Annotated in this window: 24 protein-coding genes; 13 read left to right on the top strand and 11 right to left on the bottom strand. The window is 68.1% G+C overall.

From position 1 onward, the window contains the following. Nucleotides 1-62: 62 nt before the first annotated feature. Nucleotides 63-356, bottom strand: coding sequence for an NAD(P)-binding domain-containing protein (locus FZ938_RS27785; RefSeq protein WP_149201513.1), 294 nt, complete (start codon nt 354-356; stop codon nt 63-65). Nucleotides 357-369: 13 nt separating this feature from the next. Continuing rightward, a complete protein-coding gene (locus FZ938_RS30735) occupies nt 370-651 on the bottom strand; it encodes a hypothetical protein (RefSeq protein ID WP_174757454.1) in 282 nt (93 codons plus the stop codon). 233 nt (nt 652-884) lie between these two features. On the opposite strand from FZ938_RS30735, the gene FZ938_RS27795 reads away from it, so the two are divergent. The 6 genes from FZ938_RS27795 to FZ938_RS27820 all read left to right on the top strand — a co-directional run bounded on the left by FZ938_RS27795 (nt 885) and on the right by FZ938_RS27820 (nt 6463). Beyond that, nucleotides 885-1337 (top strand): hypothetical protein, encoded by a 453-nt coding sequence (locus tag FZ938_RS27795; RefSeq protein WP_149201514.1) that lies wholly within the window; start codon nt 885-887, stop codon nt 1335-1337. 233 nt (nt 1338-1570) lie between these two features. After that, a complete protein-coding gene (locus FZ938_RS27800) occupies nt 1571-2491 on the top strand; it encodes a polyamine ABC transporter substrate-binding protein (protein WP_211101185.1) in 921 nt (306 codons plus the stop codon). A 63-nt stretch (nt 2492-2554) separates the two neighbouring features. Beyond that, complete coding sequence (locus FZ938_RS27805; protein ID WP_149201516.1) at nt 2555-3610, top strand: ABC transporter substrate-binding protein; 1056 nt, start codon at nt 2555-2557, stop codon at nt 3608-3610. Nucleotides 3611-3635: 25 nt separating this feature from the next. After that, on the top strand, nt 3636-4886 hold the full coding sequence (locus FZ938_RS27810; protein WP_149201517.1) for an ABC transporter permease: 1251 nt from the start codon (nt 3636-3638) through the stop codon (nt 4884-4886). Between the two features lie 30 nt (nt 4887-4916). Continuing rightward, nucleotides 4917-5720: an ABC transporter permease gene (locus tag FZ938_RS27815; RefSeq protein ID WP_149201518.1), complete on the top strand. Its 804-nt coding sequence runs from the start codon at nt 4917-4919 to the stop codon at nt 5718-5720. Further along, a complete protein-coding gene (locus FZ938_RS27820; protein ID WP_149201519.1) occupies nt 5717-6463 on the top strand; it encodes an SDR family NAD(P)-dependent oxidoreductase in 747 nt (248 codons plus the stop codon). The genes FZ938_RS27815 and FZ938_RS27820 overlap by 4 nt, the downstream gene beginning before the upstream one ends. Before the next feature lie 25 nt (nt 6464-6488). On the opposite strand, the gene FZ938_RS27825 is transcribed toward FZ938_RS27820, so the two are convergent. The 4 genes from FZ938_RS27825 to FZ938_RS27840 all read right to left on the bottom strand — a co-directional run bounded on the left by FZ938_RS27825 (nt 6489) and on the right by FZ938_RS27840 (nt 10579). After that, nucleotides 6489-7166, bottom strand: a complete 678-nt coding sequence (locus tag FZ938_RS27825) for a GntR family transcriptional regulator (RefSeq protein ID WP_246458174.1) — start codon at nt 7164-7166, stop codon at nt 6489-6491. A 92-nt stretch (nt 7167-7258) separates the two neighbouring features. Then, nucleotides 7259-8572 (bottom strand): aspartate aminotransferase family protein, encoded by a 1314-nt coding sequence (locus tag FZ938_RS27830; RefSeq protein ID WP_211101186.1) that lies wholly within the window; start codon nt 8570-8572, stop codon nt 7259-7261. A 61-nt stretch (nt 8573-8633) separates the two neighbouring features. Beyond that, nucleotides 8634-9629, bottom strand: a complete 996-nt coding sequence (locus FZ938_RS27835) for a transketolase family protein (protein WP_149201521.1) — start codon at nt 9627-9629, stop codon at nt 8634-8636. Further along, complete coding sequence (locus tag FZ938_RS27840) at nt 9626-10579, bottom strand: transketolase (protein ID WP_211101187.1); 954 nt, start codon at nt 10577-10579, stop codon at nt 9626-9628. Before FZ938_RS27840 ends, FZ938_RS27835 begins: the two co-directional genes overlap by 4 nt. 202 nt (nt 10580-10781) lie before the next feature. On the opposite strand from FZ938_RS27840, the gene FZ938_RS27845 reads away from it, so the two are divergent. The 3 genes from FZ938_RS27845 to FZ938_RS27855 are packed head-to-tail and all read left to right on the top strand — an operon-like array spanning nt 10782 to nt 14713. Continuing rightward, a complete protein-coding gene (locus FZ938_RS27845; protein WP_149201522.1) occupies nt 10782-12161 on the top strand; it encodes an aminotransferase in 1380 nt (459 codons plus the stop codon). A gap of 11 nt (nt 12162-12172) precedes the next feature. Then, nucleotides 12173-13600: an amidase gene (locus tag FZ938_RS27850; RefSeq protein WP_149201523.1), complete on the top strand. Its 1428-nt coding sequence runs from the start codon at nt 12173-12175 to the stop codon at nt 13598-13600. Nucleotides 13601-13612: 12 nt separating this feature from the next. Further along, entirely contained in the window at nt 13613-14713 is a 1101-nt protein-coding gene (locus FZ938_RS27855; RefSeq protein WP_174757534.1) for an ABC transporter ATP-binding protein, read from the top strand. A gap of 378 nt (nt 14714-15091) precedes the next feature. On the opposite strand, the gene FZ938_RS27860 is transcribed toward FZ938_RS27855, so the two are convergent. Both FZ938_RS27860 and FZ938_RS27865 read right to left on the bottom strand, forming a co-directional pair. Continuing rightward, a complete protein-coding gene (locus tag FZ938_RS27860) occupies nt 15092-15601 on the bottom strand; it encodes a hypothetical protein (protein WP_174757536.1) in 510 nt (169 codons plus the stop codon). A gap of 171 nt (nt 15602-15772) precedes the next feature. Further along, nucleotides 15773-17911: a 3-hydroxyacyl-CoA dehydrogenase NAD-binding domain-containing protein gene (locus tag FZ938_RS27865; protein ID WP_211101188.1), complete on the bottom strand. Its 2139-nt coding sequence runs from the start codon at nt 17909-17911 to the stop codon at nt 15773-15775. 222 nt (nt 17912-18133) lie between these two features. Here FZ938_RS27865 and FZ938_RS27870 point away from each other — a divergent pair, with 222 nt between their 5' ends. Both FZ938_RS27870 and FZ938_RS27875 read left to right on the top strand, forming a co-directional pair. After that, nucleotides 18134-18919: an SDR family oxidoreductase gene (locus FZ938_RS27870; RefSeq protein WP_149201524.1), complete on the top strand. Its 786-nt coding sequence runs from the start codon at nt 18134-18136 to the stop codon at nt 18917-18919. Between the two features lie 31 nt (nt 18920-18950). Continuing rightward, nucleotides 18951-19232, top strand: a complete 282-nt coding sequence (locus FZ938_RS27875) for a GNAT family N-acetyltransferase (protein WP_149201525.1) — start codon at nt 18951-18953, stop codon at nt 19230-19232. A 98-nt stretch (nt 19233-19330) separates the two neighbouring features. Here FZ938_RS27875 and FZ938_RS27880 read toward each other — a convergent pair whose 3' ends face one another. The 3 genes from FZ938_RS27880 to FZ938_RS27890 form a co-directional block, all read right to left on the bottom strand. Next, complete coding sequence (locus FZ938_RS27880; RefSeq protein ID WP_149201526.1) at nt 19331-20017, bottom strand: cupin domain-containing protein; 687 nt, start codon at nt 20015-20017, stop codon at nt 19331-19333. Next, nucleotides 20014-20601 (bottom strand): sigma-70 family RNA polymerase sigma factor, encoded by a 588-nt coding sequence (locus FZ938_RS27885; RefSeq protein ID WP_246458047.1) that lies wholly within the window; start codon nt 20599-20601, stop codon nt 20014-20016. The genes FZ938_RS27880 and FZ938_RS27885 overlap by 4 nt, the downstream gene beginning before the upstream one ends. Before the next feature lie 95 nt (nt 20602-20696). Continuing rightward, a complete protein-coding gene (locus FZ938_RS27890; RefSeq protein ID WP_149201528.1) occupies nt 20697-21944 on the bottom strand; it encodes an MFS transporter in 1248 nt (415 codons plus the stop codon). Between the two features lie 275 nt (nt 21945-22219). On the opposite strand from FZ938_RS27890, the gene FZ938_RS27895 reads away from it, so the two are divergent. Continuing rightward, a complete protein-coding gene (locus FZ938_RS27895) occupies nt 22220-23038 on the top strand; it encodes an enoyl-CoA hydratase/isomerase family protein (protein ID WP_149201529.1) in 819 nt (272 codons plus the stop codon). A 47-nt stretch (nt 23039-23085) separates the two neighbouring features. After that, the gene (locus FZ938_RS27900; protein ID WP_211101189.1) at nt 23086-24267 is read left to right on the top strand and encodes an acetyl-CoA C-acyltransferase family protein; all 1182 of its coding nucleotides are present in this window, start codon (nt 23086-23088) and stop codon (nt 24265-24267) included. Nucleotides 24268-24399: the final 132 nt, after the last annotated feature.

Raw genomic sequence — 24399 nt, forward strand, 5'->3', positions numbered from 1 at the left:
TCGGGTTTAGCTCAGCCGTCGGTTGCCAAACTTGTCCGCGATGCACCGCTCAACTGACGGTGCTAAACGTCTACAGGCGGGAGAGTCAATTCTCGGTGGTTGCGCGCCCCCGCAACCACCGACACTTGACGCCCCGGTTCGAAAGAGCCGGGGCGTTCGTGCGTCTGGGCCTTGCCCATCCGGGCGGTGCTCTCGCAGACCGCCAGGACGCCGGTAAGCGTCGTCTGGCGACTGCAGCGTGAACAGGTTTCCAGTCCGCGGCTGTTGGCGAGCAGGACCTCGATGCCCTTGTGGGCGAACTGGCTGGCGACGGCCGCGCCGATGGCGCCCGAGCCCAGGATGGCATAAGTGGTCATGACGATGGTCCTTTCAGAATGACAGGTTGCCCTCGCCGACGGTGGAGGTCACCGGGCCGAAGCTGTCCAGGAAGATGAAGGGGCCGACCGACCGGCGCATGGCCGACGGCAGGAAGCGGCGGACCTGGAACCCGTCGCCGATGTCGCGGACGGCAGGCAGCAGGATGCGGTCGATGCCGGCGGCTGGGGCAACATGCCCCTGCCGATGATCCAGGAGGATCTGGACACCGGACGGCTGGTGCGGCTGGACATGCCCGACTGCAAGGGCGGTCCCTATCGGCTGCAGGCCGTCCATCGCACCGACAGCCCGCCGGGGCCGGCCGCCTCCTTCCTGATTTCCCGCTTCGAAGGCCAGATGGCGGGATGAGGAACCGCCGTTGATTGTTCCTGATCTTGCAACGGATTTCTTCGATCTGCGTGGTTTATCGTTCACGCAAGAACGTTTAGCGTCCTTGCATTGACCGGCACGGCAATCCGTTCGCGTCCGGCCTGATCCCGATCTCTCCCAAAGATCCAAGGACGCGGATCATGAGCCAATCCACCTCACTTTGCGTCGCCGCCGGCGATGTTCTGTCGACCCTTTCCTGCAAGCTGCACAGCGCCGGCTGCTCCGTCGTTCGCGGGGTGCTGGACCTGTTGATGATGCCGTCGGGCAATCAGCGCCTTCTCGGCTGGCTCGGCAATCACCTGCTGTCGATCGCCGGTCAACTCGGCGGCGGTGCGTCGGACCTGATCCCGCTCCACTCCGACCTCTATTTCGCTGCCGTTGGCTCGTTTCTGACAGCAATCAGCTGTGCCGCGATTCTGGCGCTGCGCTCGTTCGGCACCGCGGTCGTGCTGGCGATCATCATGCTGATCGGTGCGCATGTTCTGATCCTGCTGTTGCCGCCGGACCTCGCCGCGTCGGTCAAGGGCGTCGAATTCGTGATGATCGCCGGCTTGCTCGCGGTCAGCGCTGCAGTCCGCCACTCACCGCATTGACCGAATTGTCCGCCTTGACAGGTAACTTATAACTTATAAGATTGCTGCATCGGATGGTCCGGTGCGGTGGGACGTCGCCGGCCTTCCGGGTTCCAGACAAGGAGGGTCGGATGACGACAAGACGGGCAGGGCGCCTTTGCGCGCCCATAGTGTTCGCCATACTGATTGCGTCCGGGTCATCGCATGCGCGCGACCTGACCGTCGTCGGGTTCGGTGGATCGTTGCAGGATGCGATGCGGACGGCCTATTTCGAACCCTTTTCCAAACGGTCGGGTGCGCCGCTGATCGAGGAGTCCTACACCGGCGGCATCGCCAAGCTGAAGGCGATGAACCAGTCGCGGACGGTCACGTGGGACGTCCTGCAGATGGACGAGAACGAGATGACGCTGGCCTGCGACGAGGGGCTTCTCGAACCCTTCGACTGGAAAAGCCAGCCGAACGCCGCCGACATCATCCCGCAGGTCAAGGCGCCCTGCGGCGTCGGTGCCTTCGTCTGGTCGAAGGTGCTGGCCTTCGATCCGGCCAAGACCCCCGGCGTGAAATCCTGGGCGGATTTCTGGGACCTCAAGCGCTGGCCGGGCGAACGCGGCTTACGCAAGCAGGCGCGCATGACGCTGGAGATCGCCCTGCTGGCCGACGGCGTCGCCCCCGACAAGCTCTATGAGACGCTGGGCACCAAGGCGGGGGTGGACCGCGCCTTCGCCAAGCTGGACCAGATCAAGCCGCACATCCGCTGGTGGGTCAGCGGCGCGCAGCCGGTCGAATGGCTCGCCGCCGGCAATGTCGTCATGACCTCCGCCTACAACGGGCGGGTCGCCGCCGCCAACAAGGACGGGCGGTCCTTCACCATGCTGTGGACACAGCAGCTCTATTCCGCCGATTACTGGACGATCCCCAAGGGCACCGACAAGCTGGCGGCGGCCAGGGAACTGGTCGCCTACATGACCAGCGCCGATGCGCAGAAGCGCTTTGCCGAGACGATCCCCTACGGCGTCACCAACGGCCGCGCCTCCGCCCTGATCGATCCGAAAGTCCAGCCGGACCTGCCGACCGCCTCGCAGAACATGGCGGGCGCGTTGATGATCGACACGCCCTTCTGGGTGAACAACGAGGATGAGTTGCAGCAGCGCTTCGAGCGCTGGGTCGCCCAATAGATCCGGGTTCACCGGACCGGGTGCAGAGCCGACCGCAACCAGTTTCCTGAACAGGTGAGAAACATGATGCTTCACGCGACGCGCATCATCGGATGCGCGCTGGCCGCCGGGCTGTTGTCCGCGCCGGCCCTGGCGCAATCCACAAAAACCGAGCAATTGACCGTCGTCGGCGCCGGCGGTGTGCTGCAGGACGCCGAACGCGCGGTGTTCTTCCGCCCCTTTGCCGATGCCAACAAGGTGCAACTGACCGAGGATTCCTATTCGGGTCAGATGGCGAAGGTCCGCGCCATGGTCGATACCGGCAGCGTCAGCTGGGATGTGCTGCAGGTCGAACAGAACAGCCTGCTGAGCGGCTGCGAGGAAGGGCTGTTCGAGAAGATCGACTGGACCGGGATCGGCGACCGCAGGGATTTCATCGACGGGGCCTACAGCGAATGCGGTGTCGGCGCCTTCGTCTGGTCGATGGTGATGACCTACGACCGCTCCCGCATCGCCGACGGCCCGAAAAACTGGGCCGATTTCTGGAACGTGCAGCGCTGGCCGGGCAAGCGCGGCCTGCGTCAGACCGCTAAGATGACGTTGGAGATCGCCCTGCTGGCCGATGGCGTGCCGCGTGAGGAGGTGTACAAGGTATTGGCGACCCCGGCCGGGGTGGAGCGTGCCTTCGCGTCGCTCGACAGGCTCAAGCCGAATATCCTGTGGTGGACTTCCGGCGCCGAGCCGATCGAGCGGCTGGCTTCCAGCGACGTGGTCATGTCGGCCGCCTTCAACGGTCGGGTGGCGGCGGCCAACCAGGGCGGGCGGTCCTTCGCGCTCGCCTGGGACGGGCAGGTGCTGGGCGTCGATTACTGGGCGATCCCGAAGGGGGCGAAGAACCGGGCCACGGCGGAGCGCTTCATCGCCTTCGCCAGCCGGCCGGAGGTGCAGGCGCGTTTCCCCAGCCACATCGCCTATGGCGTGACCAATCGTAAAGCGAACCTTGCCGTCGATCCGAAGCTGGCCGCCGACCTGCCGACGAGCCCCGCGAATTTCGCCCTGGCGGTCCCGCTCGACACCGCCTTCTGGGCCGACCATGGCGAGGCGTTGGAAGCGCGCTTTGCCAACTGGCGCTCCCGATGAACGGTGGAAAGGAGCGATGACGCGCATGGCAACCACCACAGAAGCAATGGATGGGGCTTCGGCGCTGACGCCGCCGTCCCTGTCGTCGCGTGCGAAGGCCCGGATGGTCTCGGCCCTGCTGATCGCGCCGCTCATCCTGTTCCTCACCCTGGTCTTCGTGCTGCCGCTGGGCGGCATGCTGGTGCATGCGGTGGAGAATGGCGAAGTGGGCGCGGCGTTGCCCGGCGTCGCAGCGGAGATGCGAGGCTGGACCGGCGAGGGACTGCCGCCGGAGAGCGCCTATGCCGCGCTGGCCCGCGACCTGAAGGCCGCCTATGGCGAGCCTCGCCTGGGCGAGGCGAGCCGGCGCCTGAATTACGAACGCTCCGGCTACCGCGCGCTGCTGACCAGGACCGCGCGGTCCGTCCGCGCCATCGACCGGCCGCAGGCGGGCTGGGCGGCGGAGCTGACCGCCATCGATCCGCGCTGGGGCGAGCCTGCCACCTGGGCGGCGCTGCGGCGGGCCAGCCCGCCGCTGACGCCCTACTACCTGCTGACGGCGCTCGACCTGCGGATGGACAACAACGGTTCGATCGCACGGGCTCCGGCGGAGGAGCGCATCTACATCGACACGCTGGGCCGCACCCTGTGGATCGGCTTCGTCACCACGCTCCTGTGCCTCGTGCTGGGCTTCCCGCTGGCCCATGCGTTGGTCAGCCTGCCGCGCGGCTTCGCGTCGGTGCTGATGGTCTGCGTGCTGCTGCCCTTCTGGACCTCGCTGCTGGTGCGGACCAGCGCCTGGATCGTCGTGTTGCAGAAGGAAGGCGTGCTGAACGGGCTGCTGACCCGGCTCGGCATCGTCGATGCGCCGCTGGAACTGGTGTTCAACCGCTTTGGCCTCTATGTCGCGATGGTGCACATCCTGCTGCCCTTCATGATCCTGCCGATCCTCAGCGTGATGAAGGGCATCTCGCCGTCCTACATGCGGGCCTCGGCCTCGCTGGGCGCCCATCCGGCGGTCGGCTTCCTCAAGGTCTATCTGCCGATGACGCTGCCGGGCGTCGGGGCGGGGTGCCTGATGACCTTCATCATCGGCGTCGGCTATTACATCACGCCCAGCCTGGTCGGCGGCGCCCGCGACCAGATGACCAGCTATTTCATCGCCTACTACGCGAACACCACCATCAATTGGGGCCTGTCTTCGGCGCTGGGGGCGATCCTGCTCGCCTGCATCATGCTGCTTTACGCGACGGTCGGGCGCCTGATCGGCGTCGGCCGCATCGCCGGCATCCAGTGAGGTCCCCGCGTCCGGAAGAGAGGCCGAACCATGTCCAATCCCACCCGTGTTCTCCACTATGCCTTCTGCTGCGCGATGATGGTCTTCCTGGTGGGGCCGATCCTGGCGGTCGTCCCGATTTCCTTCAGCTCCGCCGGCTTCCTGTCCTACCCGATCCCCGGCCTGTCGCTGCAATGGTACGAGAAGGTGATGGCGGCGTCCGGCCCCTGGCTGCCGGCGCTGCGCAACAGCCTGATCGTCGGCACCGGCGCCATGGCGCTGGCGACGCTGCTCGGCACGCTGGCGGCGCTGGGGCTGGCGCGCAACGACCTGCCGGGGCGGTCCTTCCTGCTCGGCCTGCTGATCGCGCCGATGGTGGTGCCGGTGGTGATCAGCGGCGTCGCCATGTATTTCCTGTTCGCGCGGATCGGCCTGACCGCCTCCTATCTCGGGCTGATCCTGGCGCATGCGGCGCTGGGCGCGCCCTTCGTCGTCATCACGGTGACGGCGACCCTGCGCAACTTCGACACCACCCTGGTGCGGGCGGCCTACAGCCTGGGCGCCTCGCCGGTGCGGGCCTTCCTGACCGTGACGCTGCCGCTGATCCTGCCGGGCGTGCTGTCCGGCGGCCTGTTCGCCTTCATCTTTTCCTTCGACGAGGTGGTGGTGGCGCTGTTCGTCGGCGGGCCGGAACAGCGGACCCTGCCGCGCCAGATGTTCGACGGCATCCGCGACACCATCGATCCGTCCATCCTGGCGATGTCGACCCTGCTGGTCGGCGTCACCATCGTCTTCATGGTCCTCCTCGCCCGGCTGGGGCGGGGGACCGGTTCAAAGCCTGGGAGCAAGGCATGATCATCGTTACCGGCGGCACGCACGGCATCGGCCGCGCCTGTGTGGAGCGCCTGACCGGCGAAGGGCGGGCCGTCCTCTTCACCGGCCGGGACGAAGCGGCGGGGGCGGACCTCGCCGGCCGCTGCCCGGGCGCCGTCTTCCAGCGCGGCGACGTCGCCTCGCCCGACGACTGCGCCCGGGCAGTCGGGCGCGCGATGGACCTCGGCGATGGCCGCATCGGCGGTCTGGTCAACAATGCCGGCATGTCGCGCCGCGTCGCCTTCGCCGAGGCGCAGGTGGAGGATTGGGACCAGGTGATGGCGGTGAACGCCCGCAGCGCCTTCCTGTTCACCCGCCTCGCCCTGCCGGGGCTGCGGGCGGCGCGCGGCGCTGTGGTGAACGTCGCCTCCGTCGCCGGCAAGATCGGGGAGGAGGGGCTGGCGATCTACTGCGCGTCCAAGGCGGCGGTGATCGGCATGACCCAGGCGCTGGCGCTGGAGTTCGGCGACGAGGTCCGCTTCAACGCCGTCTGCCCGGGCCAGATCGACACCCGCATGATGCAGGGCATCAAGACGCAAGCGATCAAGCGCCGCCGTCTGGAGCAGCGCATTCCCGCCGGCCGCTTCGGCGCGCCGGAGGAAGTTGCCGACGCGGTCGCCTGGCTGCTGTCGGAGCGGTCGAGCTACGTCAACGGCACCGTCCTGACCATCGACGGCGGCGAGACCGCCGGGATGCGTACCCCGCGCGGTCTGGACGAGGAGTGAGAAAAGGACTGCGCCCTGGCGCCGGTCAGGCCGGCGTCAGGGACTGGCCGACCTTTTCGAGATAGGGGATCAGGCTCTCGCCGCCGCGGATGATGTCGCGTTCGATGGCGGCCCGCGCGGCGGGGCCGTCATGGGCGCGGAGCGCGGCGATCAGCGCCAGATGCTCGTCGGCGCCGGCGTAATCCTCGTGTTCGACCTCGTTGTAGAAGACGTTCAGGATCGGCCCCATCGACACCCACAGGCTCTCGATCTGGCCGACCAGCATCTCCATCCCGGACAAACGGTAGACCGCGAAGTGGAAGTCGCGGTTGTGCTGAAGTGCCGCCTTGACGTCGCGGGCGCGCTCCGCCGCGTCGAACCGGGCATGCGCCTCGGTCAGGCGGGCGATGTCCTCCGCCGTGGCATGGGTAGCGCCGAGTTCCGCCGCCAGACCTTCCAGCGCGATGCGGATGGTGCGGATTTCCAGATAGCGCGACAGGCTGAGCCCCGGCACGCAGACGAAGCGGCCCGATCTCAGTTCCAGCCCCTGTTCGCTGACCAGCCGCAGGCAGGCCTCACGCACTGGCGTTATGCTGGTGCCCAGCTCGTCCGCCAGATCCTGCATGACCAGCCGCTGGCCCGGCTTGAAGCTCCCGGCGATCAGCGCTTCGCGCACCGCCACGTAGGACCGCGCCGACAGGTTTCCCGGTTCGATCGGCTGCATTCGCACGACATCATCTCCTCACACACGGACGAACGGCAGGGGCTGCGCCGCGGCGTCGCCTCCTGCCGTCCTATAAGCTATAACACAGAAAGTCAGGCGCCGACCCGCATCGCCGGACGCAGCGCATGCAGCGTCTCGGCGATGGCGTCCAGCGTGCGGTCGATCAGCGCCTCGTCATGGGCGGTCGACAGGTAGAGGCGCTTCAGCGGCAGGGGCTGGAAGATGAACCGCTGCTCTACCAGCCTCCGACGGAAGGCGAGGTCGGCGGCGTTGTCGTTGCGCAGCAGATCCTCGTACCGCTCGAAGGCGCCCTGGAAGAAATAGAGCAGCCAGACCGAGCCGTAGCCCGCCGACTGCGCCGGAATCCCCAGCCGCTCCACAATGGCCGACAGTCCCGTCCGCATGCGGTCGCCCAGCGCGAACAGCCGCCCGTAAGTGCCCGGCCGCTCCAGCTCGCCGATGGTCGCCAGCAGGGCCGCCAGCGACGGCGGCGTGCCGTTGAAGGTGCCGCCCATGAAGACCGCGCCTTCGCCGGTCCGCCCCAGCCGTTCCATCAGGTCGGCGCGGCCGGCCAGGATCCCGACCGGATGGCCGGACGCCACCGCCTTGCCGAAGGTGGCGAGGTCGGGCGTCACCCCGACGATGGACTGGTAGCCGCCCAGCGCGTGGCGGAAGCCGGTGATGACCTCGTCGAAGATCAGCACGGTGCCATGGTCGGCGGTCAGCCGGCGCAGGTCGCGCAGGAAGGCGTCATGGGCGATCACCGACCCCATATTGTGGGCGATCGGCTCGATGATGACCGCGGCGACCTCGCCCGGATGGGCGGACAGGTAATCCTCCGCCGCCTGGGCGTCGTTGTAGGGCAGGACCACAGTGTGCCGGGCGGCGTCGAGCAGGATGCCGTCGCACACCGGGTCGTACTGGCCGATGCGGTCGGCGGGCGACTGTACGTTCATGGCGACATAGTCGTGCCAGCCGTGATAGCCGCCCTGGAACTTGATGACGGTGCGCCGCCCGGTGGCGGCGCGGGCCAGCCGCAGCGCGTGGTAGGTCGCCTCCGACCCGCTGCTGCAGAAGGCCACCTGATCGGCGCAGGGGATCAGGCGGACCAGCGTTTCCGCCGCCTCGATCTCCAGGTCCAGCGCCGCGGCGCCGATCAGGTCGATGCGCTCGGACACCGCCGTCACCCGGTCACGCACGGCTGCGGCGCAGTGGCCCAGCATGTTGGCGCCGAAGCCGCAGTGATAGTCGACATGCTCGTTGCCGTCGGCGTCGTACAGGTACGGCCCGGCGGCGCGCACGAACACATAGGGATGCGCCAGTTGGCGGCTGGGGCTGAGCAGCCCGCCGGGCATGACGGCCCGCGCCCGCGCGGTCAGCGCGGCGTTGTCGGTTTCGATTGGCATGATTGGTCCTCGTCGGGGCTGCCGGGACGGGTGGTGGATCGGCCCGTCCCGGCCGGCGGTGTCAGGCCAGGATGTCGCGGACGACCGTCTCGATGCCGGCGGCGTCGAGCTGGTAGTGGCGGTAGAGGTGCGTCGGCGGGGCGATCAGGCTGTATTCGTCGCGGATGCCGTGGCGGATCAGCACTGCCTTGGTGCCGGCCTCCGCCATCACCTCCGCCACTGCGCCGCCGAGTCCGCCGAGGATGTTGTGCTCCTCCACCGTCAGGATGATGCGGGAGCGTTCGGCCGCCGCCAGCACCGCGTCGCGGTCCAGCGGCTTGATCGTGTGCATGTCGATCAGCCCGACCGACAGGCCGGACGCCCGCAGCGCCCGCACCGCTTCGCGGGACGGGTGGACCATGGTGCCGCAGGCGATGATGGTCAGGTCGGTGCCCGTCTCGTGCTCGATGGCTTTGCCGAACCGGAAGTCCGGGAGGTCGTCATAGACGTTCGGCTCCTGCCCGCGGCCGATGCGGAAATAGATCGGTTCCGGGTGGTCGGCCGATGCCTTGATGGCGGCGGCCAGCTGCGGCCCGTCGGCCGGATTGACCACGGTCAGCCCGGCGATGGAGCGCATGATCGCCAGATCCTCGGTCGCATGGTGCGAGGTGCCGTAGAAGCCGAGTGCGATGCCGGCATGGTGTCCGATCAGCCGCACCGGCAGGGCGGAATAGGCGACGTCCATGCGGATCTGCTCGCAGCACAGCAGCCCGAGGAAGGAGGCGAAGGTCGCAACGAAGGGCATCACGCCGGTGGTGGCGATGCCGGCCGCCGCGGACACCATGTTCTGCTCCGAGATGCCGAACTGGATGAAGCGGTCGGGATACCGGGCGGCGAAGCGGGCGAGCCCGTTGGAATATTGCAGGTCGGCGGTCCCGGCCATCACCGGGTGGCCGTCCTCCACCAGCGCCGACAGCGCATCCGACAGGTAGGACAGGCCGGGTGCGCGAGCATTGAGCTGCCGGTATTGCCAGCTGCCGGGATTGACCGGCCCGGCGAGGGTGTTGGTGGCGGTCATTGCGCATCTCCCTGGAGGATGGCGGAGCCGGCGGGCTGCCCCATGATCTCGGCGATGGCGGCGGCCTCGTCCTCCGGCGCCAGATAGCCCAGGTGCCAGCCGGCCTCCCGCTCCATGTAGCCGACGCCCTTGCCCTTCAGCGTCCTGGCGATGACGCAGGCCGGCTTCCGGCGGGTCTTGTCCTGCTTCAGCCGGCGGAACAGGGTGGCGAGGGCGGCGACGTCGTGGCCGTCCACCTCATGCACCTCCCAGCCGAAGGCGCGCCATTTGTCGGCCAGCGGCTCGATCCCCATCACCTCGTCCACCTGACCGTCAAGTTGGTAGCCGTTGCGGTCGACGATGGCGATCAGGTTGCCGGCCTTCTGGTGGGCGGCGGCCATCGCCGCTTCCCACACCTGCCCCTCCTGCATCTCGCCGTCACCGAGCATCACATAGACGTCGAAGCGCCGGCCCATCATCCGGCCACCCATCACCATGCCGAGGCCGGCGGACAGCGCGTGCCCGATGGAGCCGGAACTGAAATCCACCCCCGGCACCTTGGTCATGTCCGGGTGGTCCCCCAGCGGGTTGCCCAGCCGGGTGTAACCGTCCAGCAGTTCCTTCGGGAAGAACCCCCAGTCGGCCAGCAGCGGGTAGAGCCCGACCGCCGCATGGCCCTTGCCCATCAGGAAGCGGTCGCGGTCCGGCCAGCGTGGTTCCCCGTGCCGCAGGCGCATGGCGTCGTAATAGAGCGTCGCGAACAGCTCCGCGCAGGAAAAGGTCGAGGAATAGTGGCCGACCTTGGCGATGGCGATCAGCCGGATCGTCTCCAGCCGGACATGCCGGGCGCGTTCCTCCAAATGGGCGATGGTTTCAGGAGTTGGGGTTTCGGGCGCCAGAAATTCGGGCGTCAAGGTTCGGCCGGCGCCCATGGGATCGGGCGCCGGTCCGGCGATGGCGGTCGTTGGCATGGTCATCCTGTCAGCGGATCGGCGCTGGATCGTAAGCGGCGGGGTGCAAGGGCGCGCCGAATTGCCCTCGACATCTTATAACTTATAAGATACAAGTTGGGAATGGCAAGCGCGACGTTGCCGCCCGTTCCGCCGCGGTCCGCGGTCGAAGCGCAGTCCGTGCGCCTTACTCATTCCCCCGCAATCAGGAAGAGCCGTTCCCATGACCAACGCCCTTCGTGCCTTGGACATCGACCTGCATCTGCATTCGCAAACCAATGCCCGCGCCCATGAGGATCGCGGCCCGCTCACCCTGGTGCGGGGCGACGGCGTCCATGTCGTGGACGAATCCGGCCGCCGCTATATCGAGGGGATGGCCGGGTTGTGGTGTGCGTCGCTCGGCTTCGAAGAGGCGCGGCTGGCAGAGGTCGCCGCCCGCCAGATGCGGACGCTGGCGACCTATCACACCTTCAACCACCGCACGAACGACGCCTGCGTGGCGCTGGCGGAGGCGATTTCGGCCATCTCGCCGATCAGTGGCGGCAGGATCTTCTTCGCCAATTCTGGGTCGGAGGCCAACGACACCATGGTGAAGCTTGCCTGGTACTACAACGCCGCGCGTGGCCGGCCAGAGAAGCGCAAGATCATCAGCCGCACCGGCGCCTTCCACGGCAGCACGGTGATGGGCGCGGCACTCAGCGGCCTGCCGCACATGCACCGCGCCTTCAATCTGCCGGACCAGGGCGTGGTCTTCACCGCCTGCCCCAACCATGCCCGTCATGCCGAACCGGGCGAAAGCCAGGAGGATTACGCAACGCGGCTGGCGGCCGAACTGGAGGCGCTGATCCAGGCGGAAGGCGCCGACAGCATCGCGGCGATGATCGCCGAACCGGTGATGGGGGCGGGCGGGGTGATCCTGCCGCCGGAGACCTACTTCCCCAAAATCCAGGCGGTTCTGGCCCGTTATGACATCCTGCTGCTGGCCGACGAGGTGATCTGCGGGTTCGGCCGTACCGGCAACTGGTTCGGCAGCCAGACCTTCGGCTTCCTGCCGGACATGATGTCGATGGCGAAGGGACTGTCGTCGGGCGCCATTCCCATCGCCGCGGTGGCGCTGAGCGACCGCATCTATCAGGCGATCGCCGACCAGAGCGCGGAGATCGGCGTCTTCGGCCACGGCTTCACCTATTCCGGCCATCCGGTGTCGGCGGCGGTCGCGACCGAGGCGATCCGCATCTATCACGAGATCGACGTGGTCGGCCGCGCCCGCCGGCTGGGCGCCCATCTGCGCGCCGCGCTGGACGAGGCGCTGGCCGGGCACCCGCTGGTCGGCGAGATCCGCAGCGTCGGCCTGCTGGCCGGCATCGGCCTTACCGCCGACCCGGCGACCGGCCGCGATTTCGACCCCGCCCTGCGGGTCGGTGCGCAGGTGGAGCGGCGCTGCCTCGCCCATGGCGCGATCATCCGCAACATGGGCGACAACATCGCGCTCTGCCCGCCCTACGTCATCGAACCCGGCCAGATCGACGCACTGGTCGAGCGGCTGCGCGCCGCGCTGGATGACGTCGCCGACACGCTGTCCCGCGACAGCCTCGCCGCCTGAGGGGGACCATTATGACCTATCTCGATCTGCTTGATCAGGCCCGCCTGATCCGCGACGGCGAGATCGGCGCCGCCGACCTGCTCGACGCCACCATCGCCCGCATCGAGGCGGTGAACCCGGTGCTGAACGCGGTGGTCCTGCCGCTCTACGACCAGGCCCGCGCCGCGCTCGCGAACGGTGAGGCGTCGTCCGGCCCCTTCGCCGGCGTACCCTTCCTGATCAAGGATCTCTACTGCCATGTCCGCGGCACGCCGACCACCGGCGCCTCCCGCCTGTTGGCCGGGGCCGTCGTCGACCATGACAGCGAGTTGATGGCGCGCTACCGCCGCGCCGGTCTGCTGACGGTCGGCAAGACCAACCTGTGCGAATTCGGCACGCTCGGCACGACGGAGCCGGTGCTGTTCGGTCCGACCCGCAACCCGTGGGACCCGAGCCGCTCCAGCGGCGGGTCGAGCGGCGGTGCCGCGGCGGCGGTGGCGGGCGGCATGGTGCCGGCGGCCCATGGCGGCGACGGCGCCGGCTCCATCCGCATTCCCGCGTCCTGCTGCGGGTTGTTCGGGCTGAAGCCGACGCGGGGACGCATCACCATGGGTCCTGACCTGGGCGACAGCCTGGGCGGCATCGTCAACGAACATGTGGTGACGATGACCGTACGCGACAGCGCGGCCCTGCTCGACGCCACCCACGGGCCGATGGCCGGCGACCCCTACAGCGCTGCGCCGCCGGCGGAGAGCTTCCTGTCGCAGGTCGGCCGCGAGCCGGGGCGACTGCGCATCGCGGTCACCGACCAGTCGCTGCTTGGTACCGATGTGGATCCGGACTGCGTGGCTGCGGTGCGCGACACCGCGCGTCTCTGCGCCGAGTTGGGGCATGACGTCGAAATCGCCGCCCCGGCCTTCGACGCGGAGCAGTACCAGTCGGCCTATCGTCGTTTCTGGTCGATGACGGCGACGCGCAGCCTGTGGAGCATCGGCCGCGCCACCAACCGCTCCCCCGTCGCCCTGGCGGAAGAGGTCGAGCCCTTCAACCGCTACCTGTTCGAGCGCGGCAGCCGCATCCTGGCGGCGGATTACGTGACCGATCTGGGCTGGTTCCACGGCTTCTCCCGCATCCTCGGGCGCTTTCTGGAACGCTACGATGTCTGGCTGACGCCGACGCTGGGCTCACCGCCGCCGAAGCTCGGCCATTTCGATGCCGGGCTGCATGGCGGGGAAGCCGTGATGGACCGCTTCATGCAGTTCCTGGCCTTCACCACCTTCGCCAACATGGCCGGCCTGCCGGCGATGAGCATTCCGCTGTCCTGGAACGCCGAAGGACTGCCGGTCGGCTCGCAGTTCACCGGCCGCGCCGGAGACGAGGCGACGCTGTTCCGTCTCGCCGGCCAGTTGGAACGCGCCCGCCCCTGGCGGGACCGCCGCCCGCCCATTCACGCCGCCTGACCCCGGAGGGATATGACCATGGAAAGCCAGGGATTTGTGGAGTTCGCCGGCGTCCAGAAAAGCTATGACGGGCGCACTCTGGTGATCGAAGGGCTGGACCTGTCGATCCCGAAGGGGGAGTTCCTGACGATGCTGGGGCCGTCCGGTTCCGGCAAGACCACCAGCTTGATGATGCTGGCGGGGTTCGAGGCGCCGTCGCGCGGCGAGATCCGCGTGGCCGGCAGGCCGATCCAGAATGTGCCCCCGCACCGCCGCAACATCGGGATGGTGTTCCAGAACTACGCGCTGTTCCCTCACATGACCATCGCCGAGAATCTGGCCTATCCGCTGAAGGTGCGGCGGATGGGCCGGGCGGAGACGGAGCGGCGGGTGGCCCGCGCGCTTGACATGGTGCAGATGGGGGCGCTGGCGCAGCGTCGACCCTCCCAGCTTTCCGGCGGGCAGCAGCAACGGGTGGCGCTGGCGCGGGCGCTGGTGTTCGAGCCGGATCTGGTGCTGATGGACGAACCGCTGGGGGCGCTGGACAAGAACCTGCGGGAGCACTTGCAGTTCGAGATCAAGCATCTGCATGAACGTCTCGGCGTCACCATGGTCTATGTCACCCACGACCAGGCGGAGGCGCTGACCATGTCCGACCGCATCGCCGTCTTCAACCGCGGCCGGGTGGAGCAGCTGGCGACGCCCGCCGAGCTGTACGAGGAGCCGGCCACCATCTTCGTCGCCGGCTTCATTGGCGAGAACAACCGGCTGTCCGGTGTTCTGGCCCACCGTCAAGGCGACAGCGGGACCGTCCGGTTGGAGGACGGTTCGGTGGTGCAGACCCGTGTTGCCGCGGGGCTGGAGGCCGGGGCTTCGGTCACCGTGTCGCTGAGGCCCGAGCGGGTCCGGCTGGTGCCGGCCGGTGAGGCCGGCGGAGAGCAGGGCCTGTTCGGCATTGTCTGCGAACTGATCTATCTCGGCGACCACATCCGCGTGCATCTGGCGGATGGTCCGGCCGCCGGTCTGGTCGCGAAGATTCCCAACAACGCCGACCATCAGCATGTGCGTCCTGGCGGCCGGTATCGGGTGGAGTGGGGACCGGCCGACGCCATCGCGCTGCCGGTCGGTCACTGACCGGACCGAGGTCTGGCCGACTGTCGAAGCGGCTTCCGACCGAGTTGAATCGGATGCGCGCGGGGAATTCCCAAGGGAGGGCAAATCGGCGACTCCGGGCAAGTGACGGAACAGCCCGGAGCCGACGATGGCAGCGTCCTGTTCGCCGGACCCGAAGCGCGCGACTATGCCCAAACCAAGGACGTCGGCATCGCGGCATGACAAGACCAAACAGGACTCCGGGACTCCCGGCGTGGTTCAAGACCGGCCGTTCCGGAGCTTTTTGTGGGCCGACACCGCTCGACGTATAAAAAGCCCCGGCGGGACGGGTCCGGCCGGGGCGAAAAGGCAGTTGAGACGACGACGACTGCGGAAAGAAATGCGGCTACGGCACGGCGGTCACGACGCGTGGCGCAGGGGGGCGGAACCGGGGGAGTTCGGCCGTTTCTGCACTGTCGTCGCGGGGAAGGGCAGCACGGACGGGCGGCCGTCGGACACCCGCAGGGCATCCGCAGGTTCCCGCCCATTCAGCAGCCACTGATAGGCTGCGGCGATGGCGACCCGATCACGGCCGTCGGTGGACAGCACGCGCAGGCCGTTTGCCGTTTCCCCGGTCGTGCCGCTGCGGCGAACCGCATCGCACAGCGCATGGCCGAGCCGGAGATCCGACACCAGAACCGCGCTGGACCCGGACTGGACGATCACCGAGGCGAGGGCTCCCAGGTGGGAGGACGGCAGGGGGGAATAGCCGACCTCCCGCAGATCCAGGAACAAGCCACGCCTGGTGCTGCCGCCGGGCAGCGCATTGCGCAACGTCCCGAGCCAGACTGAAGGAGGTGCGTCACGAAGGCCGCTGCAGGCGACGGCGTGGAGACCCCAGTCGGTGGCTGCGACGGTGATGTCCTTCATGCTTTTCCCCTTCAGTGAAGCCCGGGTTCCTCGTGCAGGTCGGCTCCCTTGAGTCCGCCGGCTGGGGGGCCGGATGACCGCGATGGAGCGTCCCTGTCGAAAGAGTATAGGGGAGAATCCTAACAATCAGTAACGGAAACTAGTTTCAGGATTGAAATCCGCATTCCGGTTTCAGCATCCGATGGGCCGTCCCTCCGCCGCACATTGCAGCAGCAAAGCGGACGGTCGCCATTGCGGGCCGCCGATGTCGCGGTGGTAACGCTGGACCGTCTCGGCGATCCTGCCAACACCCTCCTGATCGGCCCAGAACAGCAGGCCGCCGCGCCAGGACGGGAAGCCGTAGCCGTGCAGCCAGATGGCGTCGATGTCCACCGGACGGGCGGCGATGCCTTCCTCCAGGATCTTGGCCGCCTCGTTCACCATCGCATAGAGGCAGCGTTCGCGGACCTCCTCGTCGCTGACGGCGCGCGGGGTGATGCCGCGGCGCCGCCGGTCCTCCTCGATCACCGTTGCCACCTCCGGATCGGGGATCGGGGTGCGGCTGCCGGGTTCGTAGCGGTAGACGCCGGCCGAGGTCTTCTGGCCGTAACGGCCGCGTTCCGCCAGCGTGTCGAGCCAGTTGGGCGCCTGCGCCTCCGGATCGCCGGCCTTGCGCCGCTCCTCGCGGATGCGCCAGCCGACATCGATCCCGGCAAGGTCGGTCATCGAGAAATGGCCGAGCGGGAAGCCGAATTCCGTCAGCACGCGGTCGACCTGTTCGGGGCTGGCCCCTTCCTCGACCAGCGCCATCGATTCCCGGCCGCGCTGGTGCAGAATGCGGTTGCCGACGAAGCCGTAGCAGACGCCGACGGCCACGCCGACCTTGCCGATCCTGCGCGCCAGCCCCATCACCGTCGCCAGGACACTGTCGGAGGTCTTGGCCCCGCGCACCACCTCCAGCAGGCGCATGACGTTGGCCGGGCTGAAGAAATGCATGCCCAGCACGTCCTGCGGCCGGCCGGTGGCCGCGGCGATGGCGTCGACATCCAGCGTCGAGGTGTTGGTGGCGAGGATCGCGCCCGGCTTGCAGGTCCGGTCCAGCGTCCGGAAGATCGCCTGCTTGACCTCCATGCTTTCGAACGCCGCCTCCACCACCAGATCGGCGTCGGCGAGGTCGGCGTAGGACAGGGTCGGGTGGATCAGCGCCATGCGCTCCTCCACCTGCGCCGCTGTCAGCCGGCCCTTGCGGGCGGTGGCCTCGTAGTTGCGGCGGATGGCGGCGACGCCACGGTCGAGCCCCTCCTGCGCTGTGTCGACCAGCACCGCCGGAATGCCGGCATTGGCGAAGCACATGGCGATGCCGCCGCCCATCGTGCCGGCGCCGATCACCCCGACCTTGCGGATGTCGCGTGTCGGCGTGTCGGCCGGCAGGCCGGGGATCTTCGCCACCTCGCGCTCCGCGAAGAAGGCGTGGATCAGGCCGGCACGCTGCGGCGAGTCCATGCAGGCCAGGAACAGCTCCCGCTCGCGCGCCGTGCCCTCGGCGAAGGGCAGGGTGACGGCGGCCTCCACCGCGTCGACGATGCGGTGCGGGGAGAACAGGTGCGGTTGACGCTTGGCGAGTTCGGCCCGCTTCGTCGCGAACAGGGCGGGGTCGGTGCCGGCGATGCGGCCGGTGCGGGCGCTGACCGGCTGCGGGATATTCCCTTCGGCCAGCAGCCGTTCGGCGGCGCGCAGGCCGGCGTCCAGCGGCGAGGGGCCGTCCTCCACCGCATCGGCGAGGCCGAGCGCCAGCGCCTCCTCCGCGCCGACCGGGTCGCCGGACAGGATCATGTCCAGCGCCTTGGCGGCACCGACCAGCCGCGGCAGACGCTGTGTGCCGCCGGCGCCCGGCAACAGGCCCAGCTTCACCTCCGGCAGGCCGAGCTTGGCCGATTTCAACGCGACGCGCATATGGCAGGCCAGCGCCACCTCCAGCCCGCCGCCCAGTGCCGTCCCGTGGATGGCGGCGATCACCGGCTTGGTCGCGGCGTCGAGGCGCGCCACCACCTCCGGCAGGGTCGGCGGGGCGGAAGGCTTGCCGAATTCCCGGATGTCGGCGCCGGCCATGAAGGTGCGGCCGGCGCAAACGATCAGCAGCGCGTCCGCCCCATCGTCGGCCAGCCCGGCGTCTAATGCGGCTACCAATCCGCTGCGCACGCCATGGCCGACGGCGTTGACCGGCGGATAATCGACGGTGATGACGCCGATGCGCCCCCAAACTCCTCCATCTGGGCGCGCATACTGGACAGGATTGGACGGAACCGCTTCAGTCTGGGCCGGCGACGGCATCGGCACTCTCCGGAAAGCCATGGGTCCGGGCCGATCCGATCGTAAACGGTGTCGGAGATGATGGCCCGCGGATCGTCAGTCTAACAGACGATCCGGCTGAATCAAGTTTTCGGAATATCATTCCGATATACGAAATTTGCGTTCGGCGGTGTGGCATCGGGAACCGATGGGCTCGGGCGAAGGTTGGCACTCGGGTCGAAGGTCACCGCTGGAGTTGGGGTCATGGATTTGACTGGGAAGGTCGCGCTGGTCACCGGTGCGGGGTCGGGCATCGGCAAGGCATCCGCGGTGCGCTTCGCCCAGGCCGGCGCCAGTGTCGGCGTGCTGAGCCACACCGCCGACGAGATTGCGAAGGCCGCCGAGGAGATCAAGGCGGCCGGCGGCAAGGCGCTGGCCCTGACCGCGGATGTCGGCGACGACAAGGCGATGGGCCAGGCCATCGACCGGCTGGTGGGGGAGTTCGGGCGGCTCGACATCGTTTTCGCCAATGCCGGCATCAACGGCGTCTGGGCGCCCATCGACGAACTGACGCCGGAGGAATGGGACCGCACCATCAATACCAACCTGCGCGGCGCCTACCTGACGCTGCACCATTCGGTTCCACACCTGAAGAAGGCGGGCGGCGGATCGGTGATCGTCACCGCGTCGATCAACGGCACGCGGGTGTTCAGCAATACCGGCGCCACCGCCTATTCCTGCACCAAGGCGGCGCAGCTCGCCATGGTGAAGATGCTGGCGCTGGAACTGGCGCCGAGCCGCATCCGCGTCAACGCCATCTGCCCCGGCATCATTGATACGGAAATTCCCGACAACACCATGAAGCGGAACCTTGAATCGGTGCAGACCCCGATCGAATATCCGCAGGGCAAGGTACCCCTGACCGGCGGCAAGTCCGGCGACAGCTTCGACGTGGCGGAGCTTGCGCTGTTCCTGGCGTCGGATCGGGCCAAGCACATCACGGGCACGCCGGTCTGGATCGACGGGGCGGAATCCCTGATGGTCGGCTGACGATCCGCAATCACCGAAGGCGAAGAAAACCATGAGCTTGCAAGACAAGGTGCGGAACAACGAGGAACTCAGCCGCTATGAGCTGACGGTGGCGGACTCGACCGCGCTGGTGACCTACGACATGCGCGAGGGCAAGATCGCCCTGACCCACACCGAAGTGCCGGGCGAGATGTCGGGCCAGGGGGTGGGGTCGGCGCTGGCCAAGGGCGCGCTGGACGACATCCGGGCAAAGGGGCTGAAGGTGCTGCCGATCTGCACCTTCATCGAGGCGTTCATCAAGCGCCACCCGGAGTATCAGGACCTCGTCGGCTAGAGTCTGTCCGATGCTTATTGAAGCATCGGACAGACTCTAGCCTTTTGATTTGCCGTGCGATTCACGCCTCAGACGATTCCGTCTGAACCGATCGCACTCTAAGCAGGGTTTCCGGCCTCGTCGAGGAAGATCAGCTCGCCGTCCAGCAGGAACAGGCAAATGCAGTCTTCCTCGCTGGCGCCCTGGGCGTGATGGTCGGTGTCGGCGACATACTGGGCGACATCCCCCAGCGCGTAGCTGCCATATTCGTCGCTGAACGCGCCCTGCAGGACCAGCAGCAACTCGTCGGCTGTGTGACGGTGTGCCGGGACCGGGGCTCCCGAGGCCATGCGGAGCAGGCAGATCGTCGTCCCGGACAGGGTGCGTTCCCAGCCCGACAGCCAGACGCCCTTGGAGATTTCCCGCCAGGACCCGTCGTCGGTCGGCGTGTCGATCGCCTCAGGCAGCCAGCCGCGCAGCGGTTCCGGCACCAGCCTGCCGCCTGCCGGGTCGATGCCGCTCTGGTTGGCGGCGACCGGTTGGGACGGCTTCGCCTCCGCCGGCGCCCGGGCGGCGGTCAGCAGGCCGTCCATCCGGTCGAGCAGGGCGTCCAGCCCGTCATGATCGTTGCAGGGCAGCTCCTCGAACCAGTTGCCGCACAGGGCTTCATAGGAGGCGACGCGCCGGCGGCAGTCGGGACAATAGGCGAGGTGGGTCGCCACCAGCAGCGACTTGCCGGCCCGCTCCTGCCCGCTGGCATAGCCGATCAGGAACTGGTCGTCGGGATGGTGGAGCGGCAACGTCACGCCTTGTCCCCCAAGCTGCGTTTCAAATGCCCGAGCGCGAGGCGCAGCCGGGTCTTCACCGTGCCCAAGGGCACGTCGGTGTCTTCGGCGATCTCCTCGTGGGTCTGTTCAAGGAAATACGAACGGCGTAGCACTTCGGATTGGTTTGCCGCCAACGAACCGATCGCGTCCTGCAAATGCCGGCTGCTCTGGACCAGTTGGGCGGACTCCTCCGGCGTGGCGTGGGATTGAGGCGTCATCGCCGGATCCTCCGGGTCGGGAGCCGGGCGTATCTCCTTGCGCAGACGGTCGATGCGCCGGTTGCGGGCGATGGTGAAGACCCAGGTGCCGACGGTGGCCTGGGCGGGATCGAAGCTGCCGGCCTTCAGCCAGACCGTCAGCATCACGTCCTGCACCAGCTCCTCCGCCGTGCTGCGGTCGGCGCCGAGCTTCAGGCAATAATGCAGGATCTTCGGGGCGAAATGGCGGAACAGGGCGGCGAAGGCCGTGCGGTCGCGATCCCGCGCCACCGCACCGACCAGCGTTTCCAGCCAGTCGGCATCCAGGCTCTGTGACGGCCGATCCTGGTCCGACGGCCTGGGCAACAGAGGCTCCCGCGAAAACGGCATGCAACCACCAGTCAGCATTCCACCGCCGGGCAGCTTACCCCGAACTCCTTAACGGAGCCCTCTGAAAATCGTCAGTCCTCCGACGATGACTTCAGCGGGCCCATGGGATCGAGCGGCGAGACGGTGGGCGTCGTCTGCGGCAGCGGACGGAAGGCGGCCTGTTCCTCGGCCGGCAGCGGTGGACGGACGCGGGATCGCCACAGGCCATAGATTGTGGCGCACAGCGCGCCGCCGCCGATGAAGGCGAACAGGCCGGCCGGCCCCGTCGTGGTCATCAGGGTCGATGCCAACGGCGGCCCGATGATGGCGCCGACCGAGTTGGACAGGATGAGGCCGCCGCTGGCCGACACCATGTCTTCGCGGCGTACATAGTCGTTGGTGTGGGCGGCGCAGATCGGATAGATCGTGAAGGACAGGCCGCCGAACAGCGGCGCCACCAGCATCAGCGCCAGATGCTGGTTCATTCCGGCGGCGGCGATCATGCAGACGCTGATCAGCGACAGCGTGGCCGTCAGGCCGATGATGACGCTGCGCCGGTCGAAGCGGTCGGACAGCCGGCCGAGCGGCCATTGCAGCGCCATCCCGCCGAGGATCAGCACCGACATGAACAGCGCCGTGCCCGACACCCCGAAATCGGAGGCGGCGCCGAACACCGGGGCCAGTCCGTAGATCGACCCGGTGATCGCCCCGCTGATGAAGACCCCGGCCACCCCCAGCGGCGAGCTTTGATAGAGCCGGCGGATGCCGAAGGACGATACGTCCGGCAGCTGCGGCGGGGTGGTCCGCGTCAGTGCCACCGGAACCAGCGCCAGCGTCAGCAGGATCGACACGACCATGAACAGGCGGATGCCGGACTCGTCATCCAGCCGCAGCAGCTGCTGGCCGACGCCCGATGCGCCGTACAGCGTCACCATGTAGGCCGACAAGAGCTGTCCGCGGCTTTCGTTGGTGGCGGTGCCGTTCAGCCAGCTTTCGATGCACATGTAGAGTCCCGCCATGCAGAAGCCCTGCGTCAGGCGAAGCACCGCCCACAGGGAAGCATCGACGAACAGCGCATGCGACAGCGCCGCGACCGAAACGATCGAGGCGAAAGCGGCGAAGGACCGGATATGGCCGACGCGGGTGATGATCCGGTGCGCATAGAGCGACCCCAGGGTTAGCCCGGCATAATAGGCGGCGGTGATCATCCCGACCGCGGTCGTCCCGGAATCGGTCGCCGCGAGGCGAAGGCCGATCAGGGTCGACAGGGCGCCGTTCCCCAGCATCAGAAAGGCCACGCCCAGCAGAAGCGACGCGACCGAACGCACAACCATGGGCATGCCGTATCTCCGCCGCCGTCAGCGAGTCATGGCCGGTATGCCGGTCAGGTTCCGTTGATGCATGGCGAGGACTCCGATCCTTTGTTGACGGGCGGCAGCTTGCACTGTCCGGGGCCCAACAACCAAGCCATGGATTCGCTCCGCCGCTGCAGACCTGCACTTCGGCGGTCGTGCCTTACCATTGGGTCAACCGAACCATTGACAGATCATACCGTACGGTAACATACCTTCCATCAGGTAATGCCCAACCAGCCGATGTTAGGGGAGATGCTGCGATGCCCGACACAGCTCCACCGGTCCTGGCCCCGCCGGTCCTGCTCGTCCGCGAGGGGGCCGTCACCTGGATCCGGCTGAACCGGCCGGGCGTGCTGAATGCGCTGGACGAGCCGACCGCCGCCGCCTTCCTCGACGCCTGCCGCAGCGTGGCGGATGAGGGTGGGACGGGACCGACGCGGGTTCTGGTGATCGCCGGCAACGGGCGCGGCTTCATGGCCGGCGGCGATGTCGGCCGCTTCAACGACGATCCTGCCGCTGCACCCGCCGTGGCCGGCGCGATCATCGCCCATCTGCACGAGGCGCTGCGCGTTCTCGACCGGCTGGACGTGCCGGTCCTGGCCTCCGTCCATGGACCGGTGGCAGGGGCGGGGATGAGCCTCGCCAGCGCCGCCGACCTCTGCATCGCCGCCGACGACGCAAAGTTCACCATGGCCTATGCCCGCATCGGCGCCACGCCGGACGGGTCGGGCAGCTTCCATCTGCCGCGCCTGGTCGGGCTGCGCCGCGCCATGGAACTGGCGATGCTGTCCGACGTGATCGACGCCGCGGAGGCCCTGCGGATCGGGCTGGTCAACCGGGTGGTGCCGGCCGCGTCGCTGGCCGAAGAAACCGCGAAGCTGGCCGGGCGGCTCGCCGCCGGGCCGACCGTCGCCTATGCCGGCGTCCGCCACCTGATGCGCCAGTCCTTCGACCGGACGCTGGACCAGCAGCTGGACGCCGAGCGCGACCGCTTCCTCGCCACCGCCGCCACCGCCGATTTCGTCGAGGGGGTCGGCGCCTTCATCGCCAAACGCCGGCCGGACTTCACCGGCCGCTGAACCGACACCCGCTGACCGTCATCTCCGTCCGAGAAGTGGACCCGATTATGCAGAACGACATCGTCATCGTCGGCACCGCCCGCACCGCCATCGGCGGCTTCGGCGGCAGCCTGAAGGATGTGCCGCTGACCAAACTCGCCACCGTGGCGGTCAAGGCGGCGCTGGAGCGCTCCGGCGCCGCGGCCGACGCCATCGGCCATGTGGTGATGGGCAACGTCATCCCGACCGAGACCAACGACGCCTATCTCAGCCGCGTCGCCGCCATCGACGCCGGCATTCCGATCGGCACCCCGGCCTTCAACGTCAACCGGCTGTGCGGCTCCGGCCTGCAGGCCATCGTTTCGGCGGCGCAGTCCATCGCGCTCGGCGATTGCGAGGTCGCCATCGGCGGCGGCGCGGAATCGATGAGCCGCGGCCCCTATTTCGTGCCGAGCGCCCGCTGGGGCACCCGGCTGGGCGACGGGGCGCTGGTCGATTACATGAACGGCATCCTGCACGACCCGTGGCAGAAGATTCACATGGGCGTGACGGCGGAGAACGTCGCCGCCCGCTATGGCATCGACCGCGAGGCGCAGGATGCCCTGGCGTTGGAAAGCCAGCGCCGCGCCGCCCACGCCATCGCCGAGGGCCGCTTCAAGGACCAGATCGTCCCGGTGGAGATCGCGTCCCGCAAGGGCACCATCGTCTTCGACACCGACGAGCATGTGCGCGGCGACGTCACCCCGGAAGGGCTGGCGAAGATGAAGCCGGTCTTCAAGAAGGACGGGTCGGTGACCGCCGGCAATGCCTCCGGCCTGAATGACGGGGCCGCCGCGGTGGTGCTGGCCGATGCTCGCCGTGCCGCGGCGCTGGGGTTGAAGCCGCTTGCCCGCCTCGTCGGCTATGCCCATGCCGGCGTCGAGCCCGACTACATGGGCATCGGCCCGATCCCGGCGACCCGCAAGGTGCTGGAGCGGACCGGCCTGTCTGTCGCCGACCTCGACGTGATCGAATCCAACGAGGCTTTCGCCGCCCAGGCCTGCGCCGTGATCCGCGAGCTGGATTTCGACCCGGCCAAGGTGAACCCCAACGGCTCCGGCATCTCGCTCGGCCACCCGGTGGGGGCGACCGGCGCCATCATCACGGTGAAGGCGATCCACGAACTGCACCGCACCGGCGGCCGCTATGCCCTGGTGACCATGTGCATCGGCGGCGGCCAGGGCATCGCCGCCATCTTCGAGCGGGTTTGAGGTCGGGAGGTTCCCTCTCCCGGAGCGGGAGGGGGAACCGAAATCCCGCGCCCTGTTTTTCATTGAACGATCAATCAAAATAAAACCGGCTTCCCTCCGCGGCCAATCCCGCGCGGGTGCCGTCAAAATGCA

It is taken from the genome of Azospirillum oryzae, assembly GCF_008364795.1.
In the GTDB taxonomy this organism is placed as follows: Bacteria; Pseudomonadota; Alphaproteobacteria; order Azospirillales; family Azospirillaceae; genus Azospirillum; species Azospirillum oryzae.

What these genes read in the sequence shown, in the direction of transcription:
- FZ938_RS30735 (WP_174757454.1), bottom strand. Translation starts at nt 651, where the DNA reads ATGGACGGCCTGCAGCCGATAGGGACCGCCCTTGCAGTCGGGCATGTC.
- FZ938_RS27785 (WP_149201513.1), bottom strand. Translation starts at nt 356, where the DNA reads ATGACCACTTATGCCATCCTGGGCTCGGGCGCCATCGGCGCGGCCGTC.
- FZ938_RS27825 (WP_246458174.1), bottom strand. Translation starts at nt 7,166, where the DNA reads ATGCAGCCGATCGAACCGGGAAACCTGTCGGCGCGGTCCTACGTGGCG.
- FZ938_RS27855 (WP_174757534.1), top strand. Translation starts at nt 13,613, where the DNA reads ATGACCATGGAAAGCCAGGGATTTGTGGAGTTCGCCGGCGTCCAGAAA.
- FZ938_RS27895 (WP_149201529.1), top strand. Translation starts at nt 22,220, where the DNA reads ATGCCCGACACAGCTCCACCGGTCCTGGCCCCGCCGGTCCTGCTCGTC.
- FZ938_RS27890 (WP_149201528.1), bottom strand. Translation starts at nt 21,944, where the DNA reads ATGCCCATGGTTGTGCGTTCGGTCGCGTCGCTTCTGCTGGGCGTGGCC.
- FZ938_RS27870 (WP_149201524.1), top strand. Translation starts at nt 18,134, where the DNA reads ATGGATTTGACTGGGAAGGTCGCGCTGGTCACCGGTGCGGGGTCGGGC.
- FZ938_RS27860 (WP_174757536.1), bottom strand. Translation starts at nt 15,601, where the DNA reads ATGAAGGACATCACCGTCGCAGCCACCGACTGGGGTCTCCACGCCGTC.
- FZ938_RS27795 (WP_149201514.1), top strand. Translation starts at nt 885, where the DNA reads ATGAGCCAATCCACCTCACTTTGCGTCGCCGCCGGCGATGTTCTGTCG.
- FZ938_RS27850 (WP_149201523.1), top strand. Translation starts at nt 12,173, where the DNA reads ATGACCTATCTCGATCTGCTTGATCAGGCCCGCCTGATCCGCGACGGC.
- FZ938_RS27900 (WP_211101189.1), top strand. Translation starts at nt 23,086, where the DNA reads ATGCAGAACGACATCGTCATCGTCGGCACCGCCCGCACCGCCATCGGC.
- FZ938_RS27830 (WP_211101186.1), bottom strand. Translation starts at nt 8,572, where the DNA reads ATGCCAATCGAAACCGACAACGCCGCGCTGACCGCGCGGGCGCGGGCC.
- FZ938_RS27840 (WP_211101187.1), bottom strand. Translation starts at nt 10,579, where the DNA reads ATGCCAACGACCGCCATCGCCGGACCGGCGCCCGATCCCATGGGCGCC.
- FZ938_RS27805 (WP_149201516.1), top strand. Translation starts at nt 2,555, where the DNA reads ATGATGCTTCACGCGACGCGCATCATCGGATGCGCGCTGGCCGCCGGG.
- FZ938_RS27800 (WP_211101185.1), top strand. Translation starts at nt 1,571, where the DNA reads ATGCGGACGGCCTATTTCGAACCCTTTTCCAAACGGTCGGGTGCGCCG.
- FZ938_RS27845 (WP_149201522.1), top strand. Translation starts at nt 10,782, where the DNA reads ATGACCAACGCCCTTCGTGCCTTGGACATCGACCTGCATCTGCATTCG.
- FZ938_RS27815 (WP_149201518.1), top strand. Translation starts at nt 4,917, where the DNA reads ATGTCCAATCCCACCCGTGTTCTCCACTATGCCTTCTGCTGCGCGATG.
- FZ938_RS27875 (WP_149201525.1), top strand. Translation starts at nt 18,951, where the DNA reads ATGAGCTTGCAAGACAAGGTGCGGAACAACGAGGAACTCAGCCGCTAT.
- FZ938_RS27835 (WP_149201521.1), bottom strand. Translation starts at nt 9,629, where the DNA reads ATGACCGCCACCAACACCCTCGCCGGGCCGGTCAATCCCGGCAGCTGG.
- FZ938_RS27865 (WP_211101188.1), bottom strand. Translation starts at nt 17,911, where the DNA reads ATGCCGTCGCCGGCCCAGACTGAAGCGGTTCCGTCCAATCCTGTCCAG.
- FZ938_RS27810 (WP_149201517.1), top strand. Translation starts at nt 3,636, where the DNA reads ATGGCAACCACCACAGAAGCAATGGATGGGGCTTCGGCGCTGACGCCG.
- FZ938_RS27820 (WP_149201519.1), top strand. Translation starts at nt 5,717, where the DNA reads ATGATCATCGTTACCGGCGGCACGCACGGCATCGGCCGCGCCTGTGTG.